Below are 15,650 nucleotides of genomic sequence, written 5' to 3'. Positions count from 1 at the left end.
GTCTTGCGACCGCAGAAGAGAGAGAGCCGATGAACTGCTACAGGATTTGGCTCAATGATCGCGTGCTCAAGACGCATCAGAAAGAGCGCCCAAGCCAGCCTCGATATGCTTTCGGGGTTGAGCCTTGGTTTGAATGCCTTATTACTCAGATTTCAGTTTGATTAGTGGCAAACTCACCAAGCACATGGCGGACGACGAAGACATCATAAATAGCGCGCAGGCGGCGGAGCCTCGCTGGATGGCTATTTGTATCAGGTCGATATCTCGATCTGGGCAGCACTCGACTTGCTGCTCGCCAAGAAACTTGGCCAGCAGGTGGTGCTTGAACCGGCAAGCAAGGAAGATCTGGAAGCGTCACTTTCGGAGGAGCAGCCGGGGCGCATTGCGGCGCGATTTCTTGGCGCGCGAAGTCAGAGCTCATGAACTGGGATCACGATACAGAACATCGGGCATATCAACAGTTTGTCTAGGATTTGTAGCGGATTTCGCAGGAGAGATGCGGCACGACCAAGACGCCTATTGTGATTTTGACATTTTGTCACTTATATTTTGACAAAACGTCATGGAAGTTGCAAGTTATGAAACCAGAGCAATTTAACCAATACCTGCTCCGCCTCGGTCTTTCGCCCAGCGAAACCGCGCAACTGCTAAGCGTCTCTCCTCGAACCGTTCGCCGGTGGCAGGACGGCGAGGAAATTCCTGGACCCGCGCAACAAGCGATCAGGGCCTGGGTAAGGCTGCATGAGCGCCACCTGCCATGGCGACCGGATAGCGTTTCGATCGCCGGAGACGATCAAGACCAAATCACGCGCCATCGCTCACATACGATCAATCTCGACGCCGTGCTTGAGCGCGTCGAGGCTCGCGGCGGGGCAAAGGCTCCCTGGACTGTGGACTGCGATTCGTGTCGCGCTTCATTGGAAACAATGGAGGTCTCGTTTTACAAACTTCAGAGTGGCAGCTTTTCGCTTGGCACCTACCGTCGGACGGACAGCGCTCCGGATACGGAGCGCGATCGGATGATGATCGAGGACGCCGTTTACTGCATTGCGAAGGCGTTGGAGAAAAAGAGTCCTAATTACGGGCCGGTTTTGCTTGTCGTCCACGATGGCCCGAGTAAGGGCCGGGTAGCGAAGCAACAGCTACTGGAATTTCAAACGGCAAGCGCTGCGGTTGAACAAGCATGTAAAGACCTCGGCACGCCGGGATACTACGAACCTTTTATAATGACAAAAGACGGCGATCTTCTCTGGGACCAACGCGAACTACAACGCGAGTGCGTGCGGCGTGCGAAAGGGCCGCAAAGTCTCGCCGCACTCGCCAAATATGTGCGCGCCCACGCTCACTTGTTCGTACAGGATGGCCCCCGAAGCTTTGGACCCGCCGAGCGAAAACGGCGCGAAGATCACATCAAGGCAATCGCAGACGAAATCGACGAACTCGCGAAGCGGGCAGGAAACGGATCGGTCCAGTATCAGCAATTTGAGGAAGCGCTAGGAGCGCTACACGCCGCCGACTTCTTCCCGCATGGTCAACTGGTGAGCGATGTTGCCTTCGCTCTGGAAGGCATGACGCAATGAGCGCGGACGAAATGGGGATCTCGGAAGTCACTCGCCGGTCGATCATCGATTATTTCACAATGAGCCAAACGCCCTGGTCCGGGCGACTGCAAGACAACGAATTCTTGGCGCGGCTTTACGATCTCAACAATCTTCCGTCGGACGATTACCGGTATAGTAACGCCAGCAGCGATATCTATCAGCATCGGGTCCGCAACAATGACTGGGAGGATGATTGGGTCTTCCATGACTCCCGGTTCAATCTCTTATACGAATCCGATGAGCAGTTTCTAAGATTTCTCTGCGAGACTGTGCATCCGATTGTTCGACCAGACCCGGATCGGGTCCGTGAGCTTGTTGATATCTATAACAAAGAGTTGGCCCCGGACGGCTGGAAACTTGTCGCCGTCAAAGAGGTGTCAGGAAAGCCGATCTTTGCGCCACAACAAATTGGACGTGTTGCAGTCTTCGAGGAGCCGACCGGCTGGCAGAAGGTTGATCGCCAGCTACAGGAGGTACGCCTGCGGCTCGATACAGCGGCTACGGAGGAACAATATCAAGCTGTCGGCCTGCTCTGCCGCGAAGTGCTGATTTCAGTTGCGCAGGAAGTGTACGATCCTGCTCTTCATCCCTCGACCGACGGCGTTCCGCCAAGCTCCAGCGACGCGAAGCGGATGCTGGAAGCAATATTCGAGAGCGACTTGCAAGGCTCGGAGAGCAAAGAGGCTCGCGCCCATGCGAGGGCTGCGGTTAATCTGTCACTGGCCCTTCAACATAAGCGCACCGCTGATTTCCGGATGGCCGCGCTATGCGCGGAGGGAACGCTGTCGGTCGTCAACATGCTGGCGATTTTGGCCGGCCGGCGCGGGCGCCCGCCGCGATAAGAATTCCGAGGCGCCGGAAATCACGATCGCAACGGCGTCCGGCAGCCTTACAGTTCGAGACGCAGGCCCCGGGGGCAGTAGAGTCCTATTTTGAAATCCCGACAACGGGAGAAAGCGCCGTTCATTAGTCCGCGATTGGTTCGCCGTAGTCGGCGGCGTTTGCTTCGAATAGGAATTGCATCGGTTCGTTCAGAAATGAACGCGAGGTGGGCTCGAACTAAGGTTGCCGTTTAGGCGGCAGCGATCTCGGGCCAGTACATGGCTGCGGCAAGGCCGCTCAGGCGACCTAGTCATCTGGAAAGAAAGTTCGGCACATTATATGATGGCTCGAATCTCTGCAGAGGAGAGCGCTTGTGGCGAATGCAGGTGTTAGAGGCCGGCCAATCGAGCCGTTGGTGCTGAGTCCGCAAGAGCGAGCATATTTAGAAAGGCAGGTTCGTCGTCATCGTGTGGCCCGGTCGCTATCTGAGCGGTGCCGCGCGATCCTACGGTGTGCAGATGGCCTGCCAAGCAAGTCAGTGGCTGCCGAACTTGGCATCCATGAACACACCGTTGGCAAGTGGCGCCGCCGATTCTTGAAGGATCGCTGTGATGGCCTGCTTGACGAAGCCCGCCCTGGGCGCCCTCGAACCATCAACGACGATCAGGTTGCTGAGGTAATCGAGCGGACATTGCGTACAACGCCGCCCGATGCGACGCACTGGTCGATCCGCTCGATGGCTGCGGAAACTGGCTTTTCTCACACCACGATCCGCCGAATGTGGACGGCGTTCGGCTTGCAGCCGCACCGCAGCCAGACATTCAAGCTGTCGAGCGATCCGCTGTTCGTCGATAAGGTGCGCGATATTGTCGGGCTTTACCTGTCCCCACCGAACCGAGCCGTTGTCCTCAGCGTTGATGAAAGAGTCAGATACAAGCACTCGATCGCGAGCAACCGGTCTTGCCGATGATGCCTGGCGTACCGGAACGTCGCACGCACAGCTACGTGCGGCATGGTACGACCACGCTTTTGAGCTCGATGTCGCTTCCGGGTTTGTCATTGGCAAATGCTACAAGCGCCATCGGGCGGTCGAGTTCTTAAAGTTCCTCAAAGAGGTCGACGCTCAAATCCTTGAGGGGCTCGCTGTCCATATCGTCATGGACAACTACGCCACCCACAAGACGCCCAAGATCAAAGCGTGGCTCGCTCGCCGGCCGCACTATCATGTTCACTTCACGCCGACTTCTGCGTCATGGATCAATCAGATTGAGCGCTGGTTCGCTGAGCTCACCAGAAAGCAAATCCAGCGAGGTGCTCACACCTCCGTCAGGCAGCTCGAGGCCGACATCCGTACCTTCATCGAACTGCACAACAACAACCCGAAGCCCTTCAAATGGACCAAGTCCGCAGACCAGATCTTGGCTTCTGTCAGACGCTTCTGTCACAAAGCTCAGCAGACTTTATGTGGCGAACTTTAAGATTCACGTGACTAGGTCATGACGCCACATGGCAGTCGATTGAGTTCGGCGGCTGGCCAACAAACCTGTTGGAAGACGCAGGCTCTGCAGCACAAGAACTCTTCGAACGGCGCGATCTGACAGCGGTGTTCGCGTCGATCGTGCATGCTGCGGTGCGCGCAATGGTGAAGCTCAAGCGTTGTAAAAAAGGATGCCGGTTCAAAGCTGCGGCTTACCACCGGAGCGCTGAGTTTGTTCTCTCGAAGGGCGAGGCAGTCGCTCCAATTATGCCCGGCGCATGGATCGACGATAGGACGCGGCAGGCAATAGTGGGCATTCGTGCCCGTAACGAGCAAGAACTCATCGGGCTTAGGCGATGAATTCAAGAACGTCGCGGCTTGCGGGGCGTCGGCCGGAACTCGACTGTTCGCCAGTGTGGGGAATCCCGGAAAGGCAGAAAGGGGCGAGGCAGTGAGCGCCGTGTTCAGTTCGCCATTCACGGCTTGCAGGAGCGCAACCGAACTGGCTTCAACTTCCTGAAAATGTCTCGCCAGGTCGGCGTAGTTGTGAGGCACCGCGATGCGCGACCGGCGGCTATCGATGATGGAGATCAGTTGGCCATCCCGGCGCTCGACAATGACTGCCGGATAGAGGTTGATTTGTGGAAACGCATCAAAGTGCGCGCCATCTCGCTTGCGCGCGATCCAAAGGGCATGAAAGAGCCGGACAACATCCGCAGGAGCAGTATAGGTTGACAGTTGGCCCGGCTGGATAAGGTCTGGTGGATCGTTGATAAGGGTCTGACGCGCGAGGTGATCGAAAATCTCGTCCGAGTGAGCGACGGCATCTCGTTCGTCGATGACGCGAATATTGGCGGGTGTGACGTTGCCTCGGGCAACGAAAGTTTCGTTCGGGTCTGTGAAGATGACCCACCAGCGGCCTGCCGTGATGGCGAGGCACTGCACCACATGCCCACTCTGCCTGTGGAGCGTCGTGACGTATTGGTGGAGTTTATGTAACCATTGCGCCCATTCGAGGATGACCGGGGATTGGTTGGGCTGGCCTCCGGCTTTGCAATGCTCGATCGCCTTGGCGATCAAAGATTCGTGGTTTGAGGGGCTTGCGAGAATCTGCTGAGCGGCACCAGCGAATGACGGCGTTACAAGCGGTTTTGCCCATGCTTTGGCCTCCACGATGAGCAACGGTACCTGCGTCGTGGGATTGACGCCCAGATAGTCGAGGAAGAGCGTGGTGTCGCCTTGAGCACGGGCCTCTTCGACGATCTCTTGTGTTAACCGACCGAGATTCCAGCCGAGTGCGACTAGGATGTCGTCAATGACATATCGCCGCGTCGTATGTTCGAGCGGATCACGATAGGCCGCGCCGATAAATGCAGGCGGTCCCGATCCGCTCGACCTCGAACTGAACGCCTCGAAGATGTGGTGGAGCGTGGACTTGAAGCGTGCCTTGTCGCGGGGGCCGTTCACTAAAGCAGTTCCGGCAGGCGATAGAGGAGACGCCGGGCGGAGGGCCATCCGGCATCGACGAAAGCTTCGAGACAGGCAACCAGTTGATCACGACGCCCGAGGTCGTCGAAGACCTCGCGGTGATCGGCAAGAAAGACGCCGATCACTTGGACAAAGCGGTCGGCGCCAAGCGACTCGAACTGGAATCGTTGTTTGCGCCCGGCTGTGAGCAGCGCATGAGCAACGAGGTCGAATACGCGCGGGGCATCGGCGGGGATCAAGTAACCGAGCATCTCGATCAAATGTAAGATTGTGTGAGGCGTGCCGACATCACCGATCCGGTGGAGGGTCGCGTAGTTGTCGTTGAAAAACGCTGCTTTCGACGCGTTCTCGGCGAGCGGCTCTTCCTCGTTCGCGTTGTCGCGGAATGCTCCGGACGCGAAGTAGAATTGATCGCACATGTTGTCGAGCAGCTTAGCGAACGTGGTTGCGGTTGCGTTCGCATCCTGCGCTTGATCCTCACGCCGCAGGTCGAAGTACCGTTGCAGACCTGTCGCGCACACCCCGACGACTTCGGCTGCAAACTGTTGGCATCGCGCTCGTATCGCGGCATCGTTTGTGTTGGTTGTGCCGTAACCGACAACAAGGCCGCCACGGATGGACGGAATGGCGTGACTTATTTCGGGCTCGTGGGATGGCGGATCCGACAGGCATAAATCGAGCCGCGCTCGCGCCGCGCTACGAACATGAGTTACCCAGAGAATGACCATGATGCTGCCGAGCGCCTCCATGAGGTCATTCTTGTCCTCGGCCTGGAATTGCTCGGCCTTCGGCAGGATGGTGAAAACCAACTGTTCGACGCGTGCGGGATCGACGTGAAGAACGCGCGTGAGGAAATCTGCGAAGAAGCGCAGGACGCGCGGGTTGGTCTCATGCTCTGCAAAGACATCGGCGAGTTCCCACATGAGCTCGCGGGCGGTATCCCAAAGCATGACCAGCCGCCAGGCGATGGCGAAACGGACGGCAGGATGGGCGTCGCGCGCCGAGCGGCCCAAGTCGTCGTAGAAACGTGCCGCTGTCTCGGCATCGACGCGGCAGAGATTCATGACGGCTTCAGCGCCATCAACCCGCCCACCTCGGACTGAAGCAAGGGCCGTTTCGTCTTTTGACTCGTCTTCCTCAGTGATGTTCGGCGTCGTATCGGCGAGCAGCGTGTCGAGCAGATCGCAGAGCGCGGCGATTGCGTCGGGCCGCGCTCGCAGGACATCGGTATTTTCGGACAGTTTCGTGCAGCCGCGGCCAACGGTATCCTTGGCGTAGGAAATGACCTTGGCGCCCGCTGCGCCGGTCGCTTCCGCGGCTGAGCGCCACAGGGCGCTCAACAGCGCCACGCCTTCAAGAGGGTCGGCTGTGAGCGGACCTTGCGGATCGAGACCGAACCGGCTGTTGACCTCTTCGAGTTGAGCGAGGAGTTCGGCATTCGACGAGGCGGTGACGTCAATATTGTCTTCGCGCAGCCACCAATAACGGTCTCCGCCGTTGCCCGAGCCCGTGAAGATTTCAAAAGGACGAGGGTTGGTCTGGTCTCGTGTAATAGCTGGGGCGTCGCGGAGAATCTGTTGGGCTTCCACCGTCACCAGATGTTCGATGCCAATCGTCCGGAAAACCCGCAGCTGGAAATGCTGTCTGGCTCTTTCGGGGTCGCGCGAGAGCGGAAAGTCGATTGCGAGCACATCACGCTCAAAACTCTCGGGGGCCTCGATCGTTTGCGCGGTGTAGCTGGACGCGATGAGGTCGATGGCGTCCTTGCTGGTGTCCTGCGAAAGGAGGAAGGGGCGCTGTCTGGCGAAAGACAAAAGAAAGACGGCGAATGGTCCGTTGCGCCTGGAGGCAGCCCTAAACAATCTCGACCAGAGAATCGCCAGCCGGTTATGAGCGATCACCTCGTTCGCCAATTGGAGCGCTTCGTCTTCGCTCGCCTCTCTCTGGCGTGCCGAAAAGGTCTGGACCAGACTAACGGCGTTGTCGCTGTGCCTATCGTCCGGGTTCCAGGCCCAGATGTGACTGCGGTCGTTTATGAGCCTGCCAGTTGATGCTCCCGCGCGAACGGTGACCTCTTCGGCGGTTTCTTCGAGCGGATGTTTATCTTCGACATAAGCTTGAAGGGCTGCCACCAGAGCGTGGACGCCCTCGATAGGATGCGTTTGAAGGAACCGCGGAAAGGCTTCCTTCAATGTCCATCGCGCCATCTCGTAGTCTTGCCGCCGGTTGCTGCGCAGCGGCAGAATTTGGCTATCTCCAATATTGGTCGGCTCGTCTTCCGTGACGGTGTGGCTAAAAACAGCCCTGTAGATGTCGGGTACAAACGAAGGGTCTCCATTCCCGATCTTGAGCACCTTCCGCGCCAGCCACGGCATTTCTTCATGGGCGTGATTGCGCAGGCGATCGGGCGTCAGAACCTGTTCGAGACAGCGGCGCGACGCGGCGCCATCGCTTTCAAAGGTGTCGGCGACGAAGCCGACGGCGGCCGACGCAATCTGGGACCACTTGCCGGTCTGACGAATGGCATGGTCGAGCAGCCGACGTGACGCGAGGCCGAGCTCGGCCAGTTGCTGCGGCATTAGGGTCCGCTCTGAGAGCAGAAAGAGCAACGTGCGCAACGGCCATGCAATATCGGAAATGTGGTTGCTGGTGGCGGATGCGAGAAAACACCAGGGACCAAGCTGGAGCGCTTGGCCGTCTTCGATTCTGACGGAGAGAGCACCGACAATATGGGAGAACGCTTGAAATGCCAGCTGTTGTGTTGCGGGGGCTCCTGAAAGGAGCGCCACAAAGCCGCGCATGTCGTCGGCGAGATCTGGAAGCTCGCATGCCGCGCGCGCCGCGACGCTGCGCGCAACGGGATCGGAAGTATGGTCACCGGCAAAATGCGCAACGGCTTGCCAGAACTGTTGATGGCCGGTTGAGCCGGTAACCCACAAGTCTTGCAGCGCATAGGAAAGCGCTGGAGCGAGCATGAGCCCGAGGCCGCGATCCCGGCGCAAGAGGTCGCCTGTCGCTTCGACGTCTGCGGGGTCGATGAAGACGCGGCTCGCGGCATAATCGAAGAGAATGTGATGGCGAAACGCAACGTAGCGGTTACCAGATACGCCGATGAGCACATTATGGCGCAGGAGCTGATCGAACGCTGCAGTATCGCTCTGCGCGACCGTCAAGCGGTTCGCTTGCAGGCCACGGTTGGCAACCATCTGCTCGACGGCCGTTCTAAGACACAGGTCGGCGCCGCTGCCGAGAGGGCTGATACGATGTTGCCAATAGAGCGCAAGCAACTCGACCTGGAGGCCAACGCCGCCGAACACGTCCGGCGACACGCCATCGCCGATCAAATCGGCGAGCAAACGGGTATTGAAGGGCACGCGCGCCAGATCGCGGAGACGATCGCCAGCGCGATCAAGCGCAGCCGCGATCAAGGGGGCGCGTTGCCTGAGTTGGCCAAGTTCGTCATCGGACCAGCGCGGAACATGGAGGTGGCGTACATTGGGAAACGCGGAATCGACGTATCTGTCCGATGGCGGCTCGCCTTCAAACAGATTCTTGAATTGCTCGCCGAGTTTGAGATCGAACGTCCGGATTGATGCGATGACGCGCCAGCGGCCGCCCGGCAGTTCGAGCACTTCCGAGATGAGCGAACGAAACACGGCCTCGGCCTTGCCGCCTCGGGTGGCGTCAAGCGCGTCGATGAATAGGAAGGCGGGACCGGCTCCGGGCCAGTTTTCGAGAACCCGCCGGACGCCGTTATCCAGTTCAAGCGCGATCCGCAGTCCGTCAAGAGAATCGACAAGGAGGCGATCGACCGCCAGCTCTATGACTTCGTTGCCTGCCGCGCGTAGACGCTCGGCGGCCGCGCTAACGGCGGCGCTTTTGCCTGCGCCGGGTTCACCGACAAGAACCAGCGAGCCGTCGCTCGCCGCTTCGACGGTCGCGGTCGTGCAGTCGCGCTCGATCTTGATCTCGACGTCGCCAACTCTGGTCTCTTCATATTGGGTCAGATGTGCCTGAACGCGCGCACTGTAGTTGCGCAGACGTTCAACATCCAACCTATAGGTAGGGGCGGCGCGAAGCCGCACGCCACGGCCTGCCAACGCTTGGCGCAGTTCGGCAGCGTCGGTGCCGCGTCTGGTCGCCATAAGGCGCTCGCACAGGCGTTCGACCGTTGAGAAGGCAGCCGATGCGTCGGCCGCGTTCTCAGTGACATGCGCGAGCGTTTCGACCGCTGCGGTGCGGTCCGGCCCATCCAGATTGAAATCGATGATCGAAAGGAATCGTATGACGTTATCAAGATCGTCGCTGCCGGGGCGGACACCGTTGATCTGCTGCCACGCGCTGTCAAGCAGCGCGCGCATTTTGTCGAGCGCTTGCTGCTGAGCTTGAGGCAGAGGAGCGGCGGCGGGGGCCTGCGTTGTGGCCAGCGCAACTGCCAAGTCACGCTTGATCGTGGCCGGCGCGTCAGGGCCGACCGCGATAAGCATCCGGTCTCGTTCGGGAACGAGCGGCCGGTCCCAGCCGCGTTCTCCGGTTCCGGAAGCGCAGGCTTGGAACTGCCGGACGATTTGCTCGGCCGTTTTTCCAAGTTCGCTGTCCAATCTTGTAGACAGAGAAAGGCTTGTTTTTATCTGAACAAAGACCCAGCCTCCAGCGCTGGTCTCGACAACAATGTCATCGAGCGGAGTTTCGGCTTCGAAACGGATCGAAACAAGTGTAGGATTGCCAAGCCGGAGCCGTTCATCAAGACTGCGATCTGCAAGAAGGCGGCAAGCGAAGGCTGCGCCGACCGACGCCTGAAAGCTCACCCCGGCCGCCGTGGCGTTACCACCACCCGTAGCGAGAAGTTCATTTGCTGTAGGTGATTGCCGGTCGGGTGCCATAGTACAATTGAGTTCAGTGGTGCGAGTAGCCGGGATCGGACCTGGCAAACGCTTTTTGGAGCCAAGGAAGCTTAGAGGCTCTGTAGTTCCAAAAGCAGCAAGGATCTTTCCCATATCATGTCGCGCCCATGTCGGGCGGAGTTTCCGGCAAGTTTGGGCCTCGTGGTTGCGGGAGCCGGACTTCAACCAACGACCTCAAGGCCGAGCTCTCTGGCTGCTGCATCTCGCGAGCGAAGGACGAACGATATGCCCATCCAGTTCATGCCTTCATTTCGGAGGCCGAATTTCCCGTGATAAGCACCTCGGTTTTGTGCCGTTTTGTGCCAGTTTTGTGCCGTGGAGTTTTTAGGAGCGATTGGGAATCGTCGGCGGAATCGACGTAACTGTTTGGAAAACAACGGTTTTCATTTGTACCGCTTGGAAAGCACTTGTAAGGCATGAAAAAGCCCGCCAGAGGCGGGCTAATTCTTTGATTTTATTTTGAAATCTTGGTTGCGGGGATAGGATTTGAACCTATGACCTTCAGGTTATGAGAACGATGATTGCTCATTCCGGCCTGATCCCTATGTTCACCGCTATTCGGCCCTGGTATGCCAATCAAGATTTCCAAACGTACTGTTGACGCCATCGCTGCTGGTCCCCTCCCCTCCATCGAGTACGACGCCGAACTAAAAGGGTTCGGTGTGCGTCGGCGCGAGCGGCTCCCTCGGTTGGTTCATAGAATATCGGCCAGGAGCCGGTGGTCGGCGCGTCGCCAAGAAGCGGTTCTACTTTGGCTCGCGCGAGTTCACGCCCGAGCAAGCGCGCCAGACCGCAAAGGAACTGCTTGCCAACGTGGCCCTGGGCGGCGATCCAATGAAGGACAGGCTTCACGAGCGCCAATCACTCACATTCAGCGAATTCGCCGAACGGTATCTGTCCGAAGAAGCCGAGGCGAAATTGAAACCCGGCACGATCACCAATCATAAAATCGCGATCAGGAAACATGCCGTCCCCCACCTTGGCCGGATCAAGTTGGAGAAAATCTCCACGGCCGATCTTGCGCGGCTTCACACTAAAATCGGCAAGACCAGCACGGTGAATGCCAACCGCACTCTAGAGTGCATTTCCTCGATTTTTCGTTATGCCGCAACCTGTAACATCGTTCCGGTCGGCCATAATCCGACCAAGGGAATCCGCGCGTTCCGGGAGAACCGCCGTGAGCGGTTCCTGAACTCCGACGAGCTCGCCCGCCTTGGCAGTGCCCTTCGGGAAGCCGAGACGGTCGGCATTCCATACGAGATCGACGAGACGAAGCCCACCTCCAAACACGCACCCAAACCCGAAAATCGGCGCACCAAGATCGACCCGTATGCAGCAGCAGCCCTACGTCTGTTGATCCTGACTGGCGCTCGCCTTCGCGAGATTCTTCACCTCAAGTGGGATTACGTGGACCTTGAACGCGGATTGCTGCTGCTGCCAGACTCCAAGACAGGACGAAAAGCTATCGTGCTCAACGTCCCTGCTCTTGCAGTCTTGTCAAGCCTCGACCGCAAAGGCCAGTACGTCATTTATTCAGACCAAGAGGATAAGCCGCGCGCCGACCTCAACCGGCCGTGGCGAACGATCTCTGCGCGAGCGAAGCTACAAGGTGTTCGGCTTCCAGGATTTGAGTCTTAACCGCTCCCGCTAACCTTCAGTCATCTAAGTGTCGTCTCGCTTCCGGGCTGGTCCGGAAGTTTCCGCGAGACAACCTATGTCACAAGCAAAATCACCTAACGAACCCGCATACTTGCGGCCGCGTCTGGCGGCCGACTATCTCAACACTTCTACATCCACTCTCGCAAAGCGACGCCTTTACGGCGGTGGCCCCAAGTTCTCCCGCATCGGGAGAGCGATTCGGTACGCCAAGGCGGACCTCGACGAGTTCATGGCGCTCAGCGCGGTCTCATCAACCACCGAGGGGTCGGCTCAGTTCAAGCAGGCGAACGAGAAAACGCTGCGCTTGCGGCAGAACGCCTGCGTCGAGGAATCAAGCTGACGTCAACTGATCACTGCCGCAAGGAAACCTGCGACGTGGAGGCCCCCTTGCGCAGGCGTCACCTGAACCTTGCCCCCAATTCCAGGTCGTAAGCCAACCGCGACCGAGCATCTCAACATCAAACGAGCCTATCATGAAAAAGCGATCAACAGACATCTTGGATCTTGTTCACCAATTTGTAGAACAAGACCTACCCGTTCTGCCCCTTCTTGCCGAACAGAAGCGCCCGGCGATCAAACGCGGCGTACATGGCGCGACCACGAACAAGAAGGAGCTCAAGCGGTACTTTCGAAACAATCCTAGGGCCAACTACGGGGTCAGCACCGGCGGAACATCGAACATCTTTGTGCTCGATATCGATGGGCGCGCCGGAAGGCACTCTCTGTCGAAGTTGATTTCCGATCATGGCAAGCTGCCAAAGACGGTTACGGTTCTGACCGGAAGCGGCGAACACCGCTATTTTAGGGGCAACGGAACTCCGATCAAGAACTCTGCTGGGAGCCTGGGCGAAGGTCTCGATATTAGAGGCGACGGCGGCTACGTCGTAGGCCCCGGTAGCGTTCACCCCTCCGGTAGAGTTTACGCCTTCAAGGAAGGACGGGCACTGGATGAAGTGTCAATCGCGAAAGCCCCGCACTGGCTTCTCTCTCTGGCTACCTCAGATCACCCGCAAGCGGCCGCCAAGGTGCAGCTTGAAGTGCCAACCAATAATTCGCGCCGATTGGCCGCATACCTGATCGCAGCGCAAGACCGTGAATTGGAACGGCTCTCAAGGGCACCGAATCACCGGCGGAATCACTGCTTAAATCGATGCGCCTTCAAGCTTGGGCAGCTACTTCCCTATGGAATTCTTGATGAAGGCGGCTGCACGCGCAAGCTTTCCGAGGTTGCGAGGAACATCGGTCTCGAAGAATCAGAGATCATTCCTACGATCCGCAGCGGTCTGACCGCTGGGAGCCGGAACCCCCGCCCCCTTCATTTTCTAAAAAGCCAGATCGACAATCCTGCCGCTGGCAAAGACGAGTCGCAAACCTCGGACCTGACATTCGAGCTTTCTAAGCTTCGTGAAAATGACACGGACAATGCACAGCGGTTCGCGTCGCGCTGGGCCGACCGCATTCTCTATACCCCCGGAAAGGGATGGCTTGTTTTCGACGGCAAGCGCTGGAAACCTGACAGCCTTCTGGAATGCATTGAGTTCGCAAAAAGCACGGCCCGCCTGATAGCTGGCGAGGCGCAACACTTGCCGGATGATCAAGCAAAAGCCACTCGGAGAAAGTTCGCCGATAGCTCTCTTTCTAAGGGCTCGTTGGAGCGAATGATCGACCTAGCGAAGAGCTCAGTAATGGTAGACGACAGCAGGCTTGATGCGAACCCATGGCTGCTGAATACCACAACCGGGACCATTGACCTTAGAACCGGAGATTGTGACGATCACGATCCTCGGGACCTCCTAACCAAAGTGATACCGGTCGCCGCCGACCCGACAGCCAAGTGCCCACAGTTCAGAAAGTTTCTGAACCGCATGACGGCGGGGATCGTGCCTTGATGATATATATCAAGAAGTGCGCGGGATGTACTTTGACGGGGTCCACGCAGGAGCAGGTCTTCTTCTTTTGCTATGGCAAGAGCGGTAGCAATGGGAAGTCCACCCTTGTCAATCTGTTGCGGGACATGCTGGGCGACTACTCACGTCATACACCCACCGAGACATTGCTTACTAAGCAGTATGACAACAACATACCTGCCGACTTGGCGCGGTTGGCTGGAGTTCGCTATGGTCACAGCCATTGAGGCAAACTTTGACCGCCACCTAGATGAAGCCAAGCTAAAAAGCATGACGGGCGGTGAACCGATTGCGGCTCGGTTTATGCGGCAGGACTATTTTGAATTCACTCCTGCCTTCAAACTGTGGCTCGTGGCGAATGATATGCCGCGCGTGCGCGGCACCGACACAGCGTTCTGGCGGCGGGTACGGGTCATCCCGTTCGACATTCAAATCCCCGAGTCGGAAAAGGATCCCGAACTTCCGGCGAAGCTGCGAGACGAACTTCCCGGGATCCTAGCCTGGGCGGTGCGTGGTTGTAAGGCGTGGCAAGCCGAGGGTTTGACCGAACCTCAGAAAGTGAAGCAGGCTTCAGGGCGATGGCTAGAAGCAGCCGATCATCTCAAAAGGTTTGTGGCAGAGTGCTTAATTGTTGATCCTGAGAACAGGCTGGCTTCGTCATCGCTGCTCAACCGGTACAGCAACTGGTGTAGCAAAAACGGAGAACAGCCGCTGACGGTTCAAAAGCTAAATGCTTCATTACGGGAAGCTCACAACTTCACACATAAACAGTCAAAACATGGAAAGTGAATGGGTCGGCCTGAAGCTCCGGCTGTAGGAGCGAGCCGTGGTGGCAGGGGTGGCAGGCCAAATAGTAATGAATTCAAGGCAATATCTTCTTTAAGATGCTAATACAAATGCCTGCCACCCCTGCCACCATGGCTGGCATAGCCTCGATGCATCTTGGAGTTCTTAGGACACGGCAGCCGACATACCGCAGCTAAACACTGGCCACGAGCCGTTGGCTGCGTCCTCAACGGTGAAATGAAGATCCTTCAGGCGCTTTGTTTCCAACATCCTCAACATGTCTGAAAACTTCCCGCGCGTAACGACAAGCGAAAGGTGCAGAGAAGGAAGCTGTTCGGCCTTGAAGACGTGGCCCGCATCCGGGAATTCCGTTTTCAGGGGAGTGGGCGTCATGATCATGATGACTCCGGGCCATGTGACGCGCGCCTCCGGCATAGTGAAGGCTGCGGGCATTATCATATAGGTGAACTCGACGGACTGCCTTGGCGGGCCGGGCTGAACGACTTGTCCGAAGTTGACCGTGCAGCCTCCAAGGATGTCAATCGGCGTTCAAATTTGGCTCTGTAGCAGTTTTGGTGCAGCTCCGATTATTCTGCGCCGATTAGTCTGGCCTGAAGCAGATCGATTTTACCGCGGCCATACATCTGACGTCTTACGAGCTTAAGGCGCGTGATCTGACCTTCAGTCTGTCCGTTTGACCAAGGCGAGGTGATTTCCGCCCTAACCGCCGCTTCATCCCTGACGACGCCGTTCGCGAACGAGGCGACGAGACTGATGCGGGCGCGCTCGATCCATGAGGTAAGCCCTTCCTCAACCTTGCGCCGGATCATCACGTGGAATTCGGCGATGATGTCGCGGGCCTCGACCAAGCTTGGTACGCCAGCTTCGATCGCCGCGATCGTGACGGTCTCCGCTTTCGTCAGCAAGTCCCGGCCGATTGTCATGAGACGAGCGATCGTTCTGGCCGACGGAATCCGTTGAAGGTTTTGCGTGTCGGCCTTTTCAG

The 15,650-nt window shown here is 57.8% G+C and carries 11 protein-coding genes and 1 pseudogene; 8 read left to right on the top strand and 4 right to left on the bottom strand.

Annotation, left to right across the window (positions count from 1 at the left end):
• Window positions 1-246 precede the first annotated feature (246 nt).
• The 4 genes and pseudogenes from SO180_RS39625 (at window position 247) to SO180_RS39610 (ending at window position 3,901) form a co-directional block, all read left to right on the top strand.
• Window positions 247-423: a hypothetical protein gene (locus SO180_RS39625; RefSeq protein WP_449384217.1), complete on the top strand. Its 177-nt coding sequence runs from the start codon at window positions 247-249 to the stop codon at window positions 421-423.
• Window positions 424-521: 98 nt separating this feature from the next.
• Window positions 522-1,580 (top strand): helix-turn-helix domain-containing protein, encoded by a 1,059-nt coding sequence (locus tag SO180_RS39620; RefSeq protein WP_449384216.1) that lies wholly within the window; start codon window positions 522-524, stop codon window positions 1,578-1,580.
• Entirely contained in the window at window positions 1,577-2,443 is an 867-nt protein-coding gene (locus SO180_RS39615; protein WP_449384215.1) for an AbiJ-related protein, read from the top strand. Before SO180_RS39620 ends, SO180_RS39615 begins: the two co-directional genes overlap by 4 nt.
• A gap of 353 nt (window positions 2,444-2,796) precedes the next feature.
• Window positions 2,797-3,901: pseudogene (locus SO180_RS39610) on the top strand (IS630 family transposase).
• An 11-nt stretch (window positions 3,902-3,912) separates the two neighbouring features.
• Here SO180_RS39610 and SO180_RS39605 read toward each other — a convergent pair.
• Together SO180_RS39605 and SO180_RS39600 are read right to left on the bottom strand one after the other, a co-directional pair.
• Window positions 3,913-5,367 carry a hypothetical protein gene (locus SO180_RS39605; RefSeq protein ID WP_449384214.1) on the bottom strand — a complete coding sequence of 485 codons (1,455 nt, stop codon included), beginning with the start codon at window positions 5,365-5,367 and terminating at the stop codon, window positions 3,913-3,915.
• Window positions 5,367-10,196 (bottom strand): AAA family ATPase, encoded by a 4,830-nt coding sequence (locus tag SO180_RS39600; protein ID WP_449384213.1) that lies wholly within the window; start codon window positions 10,194-10,196, stop codon window positions 5,367-5,369. The genes SO180_RS39605 and SO180_RS39600 overlap by 1 nt, the downstream gene beginning before the upstream one ends.
• Before the next feature lie 756 nt (window positions 10,197-10,952).
• On the opposite strand from SO180_RS39600, the gene SO180_RS39595 reads away from it, so the two are divergent.
• The 4 genes from SO180_RS39595 to SO180_RS39580 all read left to right on the top strand — a co-directional run bounded on the left by SO180_RS39595 (window position 10,953) and on the right by SO180_RS39580 (window position 14,647).
• Window positions 10,953-11,930 (top strand): tyrosine-type recombinase/integrase, encoded by a 978-nt coding sequence (locus tag SO180_RS39595; RefSeq protein WP_449384212.1) that lies wholly within the window; start codon window positions 10,953-10,955, stop codon window positions 11,928-11,930.
• Window positions 11,931-12,042: 112 nt separating this feature from the next.
• Window positions 12,043-12,291 carry a helix-turn-helix transcriptional regulator gene (locus SO180_RS39590; RefSeq protein WP_449384211.1) on the top strand — a complete coding sequence of 83 codons (249 nt, stop codon included), beginning with the start codon at window positions 12,043-12,045 and terminating at the stop codon, window positions 12,289-12,291.
• A 133-nt stretch (window positions 12,292-12,424) separates the two neighbouring features.
• Complete coding sequence (locus SO180_RS39585) at window positions 12,425-13,840, top strand: bifunctional DNA primase/polymerase (protein WP_449384210.1); 1,416 nt, start codon at window positions 12,425-12,427, stop codon at window positions 13,838-13,840.
• A gap of 228 nt (window positions 13,841-14,068) precedes the next feature.
• Window positions 14,069-14,647, top strand: a complete 579-nt coding sequence (locus SO180_RS39580) for a DNA primase family protein (RefSeq protein WP_449384209.1) — start codon at window positions 14,069-14,071, stop codon at window positions 14,645-14,647.
• 162 nt (window positions 14,648-14,809) lie between these two features.
• Here SO180_RS39580 and SO180_RS39575 read toward each other — a convergent pair whose 3' ends face one another.
• Both SO180_RS39575 and SO180_RS39570 read right to left on the bottom strand, forming a co-directional pair.
• A complete protein-coding gene (locus SO180_RS39575) occupies window positions 14,810-15,043 on the bottom strand; it encodes a hypothetical protein (protein ID WP_449384208.1) in 234 nt (77 codons plus the stop codon).
• A 188-nt stretch (window positions 15,044-15,231) separates the two neighbouring features.
• A partial coding sequence (locus SO180_RS39570; RefSeq protein WP_449384207.1) for a transposase occupies window positions 15,232-15,650 on the bottom strand: 419 nt, incomplete at its 5' end.

Source organism: Bradyrhizobium sp. UFLA05-112 (genome assembly GCF_053572325.1).
This window is presented reverse-complemented; position numbering and strand designations above follow the sequence as displayed.

Excerpts from the sequence above, each read along its gene's own strand:
- SO180_RS39580 (WP_449384209.1), top strand. The coding sequence starts at position 14,069 with ATGGTCACAGCCATTGAGGCAAACTTTGACCGCCACCTAGATGAAGCC.
- SO180_RS39575 (WP_449384208.1), bottom strand. The coding sequence starts at position 15,043 with ATGATCATGACGCCCACTCCCCTGAAAACGGAATTCCCGGATGCGGGC.
- SO180_RS39615 (WP_449384215.1), top strand. The coding sequence starts at position 1,577 with ATGAGCGCGGACGAAATGGGGATCTCGGAAGTCACTCGCCGGTCGATC.
- SO180_RS39585 (WP_449384210.1), top strand. The coding sequence starts at position 12,425 with ATGAAAAAGCGATCAACAGACATCTTGGATCTTGTTCACCAATTTGTA.